The organism is Acinetobacter sp. UBA6526 (assembly GCF_002434875.1).
Taxonomy (GTDB): domain Bacteria; phylum Pseudomonadota; class Gammaproteobacteria; order Pseudomonadales; family Moraxellaceae; genus Acinetobacter; species Acinetobacter venetianus.
The window spans coordinates 5,310-9,926 of the sequence record NZ_DJLC01000143.1 but is presented as its reverse complement, the minus strand read 5'-3'; the positions used below and the strand labels follow the sequence as shown (position 1 = coordinate 9,926).

5 protein-coding genes are annotated in these 4,617 nt (G+C 37.4%); 3 read left to right on the top strand and 2 right to left on the bottom strand.

The genetic code is table 11. The features are described from left to right. Both B4237_RS09415 and B4237_RS09410 read left to right on the top strand, forming a co-directional pair. Positions 1–567 (top strand): GGDEF domain-containing protein (locus B4237_RS09415; protein ID WP_286942846.1); only part of this gene is annotated, 567 nt, incomplete at its 5' end. Between the two features lie 8 nt (positions 568–575). Continuing rightward, positions 576–1,055 carry an OmpA family protein gene (locus B4237_RS09410; RefSeq protein WP_004877481.1) on the top strand — a complete coding sequence of 160 codons (480 nt, stop codon included), beginning with the start codon at positions 576–578 and terminating at the stop codon, positions 1,053–1,055. 46 nt (positions 1,056–1,101) lie between these two features. Here B4237_RS09410 and B4237_RS09405 read toward each other — a convergent pair whose 3' ends face one another. Beyond that, the gene (locus tag B4237_RS09405) at positions 1,102–2,112 is read right to left on the bottom strand and encodes a metallophosphoesterase (protein ID WP_278596014.1); all 1,011 of its coding nucleotides are present in this window, start codon (positions 2,110–2,112) and stop codon (positions 1,102–1,104) included. A 168-nt stretch (positions 2,113–2,280) separates the two neighbouring features. Between B4237_RS09405 and B4237_RS09400 the strand changes: the two genes are divergently transcribed. Continuing rightward, positions 2,281–3,843: a phospholipase D family protein gene (locus B4237_RS09400; RefSeq protein ID WP_017196799.1), complete on the top strand. Its 1,563-nt coding sequence runs from the start codon at positions 2,281–2,283 to the stop codon at positions 3,841–3,843. Here B4237_RS09400 and B4237_RS09395 read toward each other — a convergent pair. Then, positions 3,836–4,617: lysophospholipid acyltransferase family protein (locus tag B4237_RS09395; protein ID WP_286942842.1), on the bottom strand; the 782-nt coding region annotated here is incomplete at its 5' end. The genes B4237_RS09400 and B4237_RS09395 overlap by 8 nt on opposite strands.

Genomic DNA, 4,617 nt, shown 5'->3' with positions numbered 1-4,617 from the left:
TTTAATGAATTATTAGAAGAAATTCAAATCTGGAATAACAACTTACAAAAAGAAAATCGCCAGCTTTCCTTTCAAGCACACCATGATCAGCTAACAAGTCTGCCAAATCGGCATTATTTTTATGAAGAATTACTCAATATTTTCGAAAACCCTCTATTTCGTCACAATTCTGCGTTAATATTCATCGACAATAATAAGTTTAAGCTTATTAATGACCAGTTTGGACATTTAGCTGGAGATGCTGTGTTACGTGAAATGGCTCAGCGTTTAAAGTTATCTGTTCGACAGGAAGATTTTATTGCTCGACTGGGTGGAGATGAGTTTGCAATTATTTTGCATGCAATTCACCATGCTGACCATTTGAAAGCTATTGCTGAGGGGCTACTTGCAAGCAGCGTAGAACCTTTAAATTTTAACGGTGAAATTATTCATTTTGGTTTTAGTCTGGGTATTGCTTTCTCCCAATTTGCAGAAAATCCAGAAGATTTGGTAATGCAAGCCGATCAAGCAATGTATAAAGCAAAGAATTTAAACCCACATTGGTTTTTATATAAACCAGAAATTTAGGACATGTTATGCGCACTCATACCATTAAAATTTCATTTATTGCGTTACTCTGCCTAACATTGGCTGGATGTTTGAGTTTTGGTCCACTTAAGTACCGTCAAGTTAAAATGTTAAAAAAAGAAGGCTTTGTTTTAACGGATGAGGGCTGGAGCCTTGGTTTACCAGAGCGCTTATTATTTGACTTTAATAAATCAGATATTAAGCCAGAGCATGGTAAAGAAATTACGCGCCTAGCAAAACAGCTAGAAAAATATGATTTAGAGAAATTAAAAATCGTCGGTCATACTGACGATATTGGTAATCCAGAATACAATCAGAAACTATCTGAAGAACGTGCTCAAAGTGTTGCTTCTATTTTTGTTAATGAAGGGTTTAAACCAAATAATTTAACTGTAATTGGCCGTGGTTCTAAACAACCATTTGTTCCAAATACAAGTGATGAGAATCGTGCGAATAACCGTCGCGTTGCTGTGATTATCATTCCATAAAATGATTAATAAATAAAAAGGCCAACAATAAAAAGTTGGCCTTTTTTTATTTTAGCTCAATAATATCAATCGTTGGGGGCACTCTAAATCGAAAAGGAACGCCAACCATGCCTGTACCCACCGTGACAAATACATCTGCATGTTCATGGATATAAAATCCTTTTTTATGCCCTAATATTGAAACTTTCTTCATGATGTAATTGGTAATCCACGGTAATTCAATTTGTCCTCCATGCGTATGCCCTGACAGCATTAACGGACGCATGGGTAACTCTGGAACCATGTCTACAGTATCTGGATTATGTGACAAAATCAGCCAAGGTTTATCTTGTGGCAGCTCTGGTAAGAAACGCATATTCGCCTTACCTGCCCATAAGTCACCAATACCCACTAAACGAAACTCATCAAAATCAACAATCTTGCCTTCGATATCAATGACATCGTTTTGGCTTAATGCTTCATTTAATAGCGCTTGAATCGGTGGTCCGGGATATTGCTCATCGTGGTTTCCTGGTACTGAATAAACAGGAGCTTCAATCTGTTTCAATACTGCAAGCTCATGCACTAACCGATTCTCAGGTTCGTATGTCCAGTCCCCCGCCACAACCACAAGATCAGGTTTCTCCTGATTCAGCTTTCTCACAATCGTTTTTAACTGTCGCTCATGTCCTGAAAACAATCCAACATGCATATCAGCCACAACCGCCACTTTCACAGGCTTGCTAAATTCACGATGCGGATTCAAACGATATTGATGATGTTTGACATGAACCGTATGCGGCTCAATAAAGCGGGCATAAATTAAAAGGCTACTTAATAGAAAGACAAAAGCTGTTTGGTGTATGCTGTAGTAACCAATCCACCCTGCATACAAACTAAAGAACCAGAGTGGAATAAGTAAATAAGAGAGATAAAAAGCCAATAAGTGCACAAAAGCTTTAAAAGGATGAATTGTCTCTGTATGTGACTGATGCACCCAAGCCTGTATAAATGCCCAGAGTGCTAGAACTGCGAAAATCGAATAGAAAATCAAAACTGTTGTATCTGAATCAAGCATTACAGATCTCATTAACCTCATCTAGGGACAGATATCGCATCTCATATTTATATTTTTAGATGAAATGTTATACTCAAGCCCAACTTTTAATCAGTAACAATTATGACGCAATTTTCTCGCATAAATAGCAAACATACAGAAATAAGTACAACTACTTACAATAAAAGTATGCTTGCGATTTATTGCAGTATTGCGATCACGGTGACGGGCTGTAGTACGCTACCAAAGCACACAATTGAACCAACATCACAGCCCACCTTACAGATCAACACTGCTGATACAACTTTAGCGCAAGTAATTCAACCTTTACAGCAACAACATCCAAACCTGACAGGCTATCATGTTTTATATGAGCCCTTGGAGGCTTTGGCTGCTCGTTTGCGTTTAATTGATAAAGCAGAGAAAACTTTAGATCTTCAATACTATATTTGGGATAACGATAAAGTTGGAGCACTTGCATTACATGCATTGATTGGTGCGGCTGATCGTGGTGTGAAAGTACGACTTTTAATTGATGACAATAATGCAAAACATACCGAAGGTATTTTCTTAGCTTTAGCTCAACACCCTAACATTGAAGTCAAATTATTCAACCCTTATCGCTTTCGCAAATACCGCGCAATCGATATGGTTTTAGATTTAAAACGTATTAATCGACGTATGCATAATAAAAGTTTTATTGCAGATCATCAGGTTGCACTGATCGGTGGTCGTAATATGACGAATCAATACTATAACGTTAGTGATAATTATCAATTTTCAGATGTTGATGTCATGCTGTTTGGAACGGCGGTAAATGACATTTCCAAGTCTTTTGATGATTATTGGAATCATGAATATGCCTATGATGTTCGTGAAATCGTTAATCCAAAATCTCATCGTCTCAGCTATGAAAGTTTAAAACAACAGCTTGATGATCACTATAAAAAAGTCACTGTACAAAACTATTTGGATTTAACTGATCGTTCGCAATCAATCGATGCATTGATCAATCGAGACATTTCATTAGATTGGGTTAAAGCGGAAGTTGTTAAAGACTCACCCGATAAAATCAAGTCTAAAGCAAAAAAGCAAGAACATCTTAATTTCCAACTGATCAATCATTTAGAACAGCCTGAAAAAAACATTGATCTTATTTCTGCTTATTTTGTTCCTGAAAAAAAAGGCGCAAAAATCTTGGGCGATCTAGCCCAAGATGGTGTGAAGGTTAGAGTTTTAACCAACTCTTTTAAAGCCAATGACGTTGCAGTGGTACATGCTTTCTATGGTAAATATCGCAAGGAGCTTTTAGAGCAAGGTGTTCAACTCTATGAATTCTTGCCCGCTTTAGACAAAGATGACCTCGACAAACATACTGAAGATTTAGCTAAAAAAGCCAAAGTTAATATTAAAGGTCTTAGCCGATCAAGTTTACATGCAAAGCTAATGGCGCTGGATGAAAAGCAAGTTTTTATCGGGTCATTTAATTTTGATCCACGTTCAGCTTATTTAAATACTGAAATTGGTGTTTTACTTGATAGTCCACCTTTAGCTCAAGCTGTGCACGCAACCATGGATCAAAATCTCAGTAAATATGCCTATAAACTTGTCCTAAATGCGAATAAGAAAATTACATGGCAACGCCAAACACCTCAAGGTCCTGTTGTTTACACAAAAGAACCTCGGATGAAATGGTGGCAAAAAGCTGGGGTTAAAGTTTTGTCTTGGCTACCTATCGAAGGTTTTATGTAGCACTAGGTGGGGTGTTTAAAACCTTTTGTTGTAACTCTAAAAGTCCCGCACGCATTTGACGATCAACTTCTTTGGTTAAGGTATCAACTGTATGTCCTTCTACAGGAATAGCAGGTAATGTCATTAAATGTGCAGTGACTTTCGGCATTTCTAAAACGCGTTGCACATGCTCAGCAAAAGACATTTCACCGATAAAAGGTGCAACCATATCAAGTTCGCCATGTTGATTGACATAGCAAATCACACAAATCTGAACAGGTCTCTGCGCTTCAATCGCAGCACCTAATAATCGACCATGTACTTTTTTAACCTTATGACCATCTGTGGTTGTTGCTTCAGGGAAAAATAGTACTGGAATATCTTGTTTTAAAAACTCAGTAATTTGTTCACGAATCCGAATTGAATCCCCTGAACCTCGCTTAATGAAAAGCGTACCTCCACCTTTCGCTAGATTTCCTAGAATTGGCCATTTTTCTACTTCTGCTTTGGCCAAAAAGAAAATACGAGCACCAGAACCAAGTACAGCAACATCAAGCCATGAAATATGATTGCTCACCCAAAGTGCAGGTTCACGCGGAATCGTACCATGCACTTGTACTTCGATATTGAAGACTTCGCATAGACGACGACAGAAATACTGCACATAGCGCGTATTTACAGGATTATTTGGATCTTTATATAAACCATGACGATAAATAAGATAAAAGCCTTCACCAATGGTCTCTAAACCAGAAGCTAATTTTCGACTATATAAACTAAATTTTGAAAATAAAT

Excerpts from the sequence above, each read along its gene's own strand:
- B4237_RS09410 (WP_004877481.1), top strand. The coding sequence starts at position 576 with ATGCGCACTCATACCATTAAAATTTCATTTATTGCGTTACTCTGCCTA.
- B4237_RS09405 (WP_278596014.1), bottom strand. The coding sequence starts at position 2,112 with ATGCTTGATTCAGATACAACAGTTTTGATTTTCTATTCGATTTTCGCA.
- B4237_RS09400 (WP_017196799.1), top strand. The coding sequence starts at position 2,281 with ATGCTTGCGATTTATTGCAGTATTGCGATCACGGTGACGGGCTGTAGT.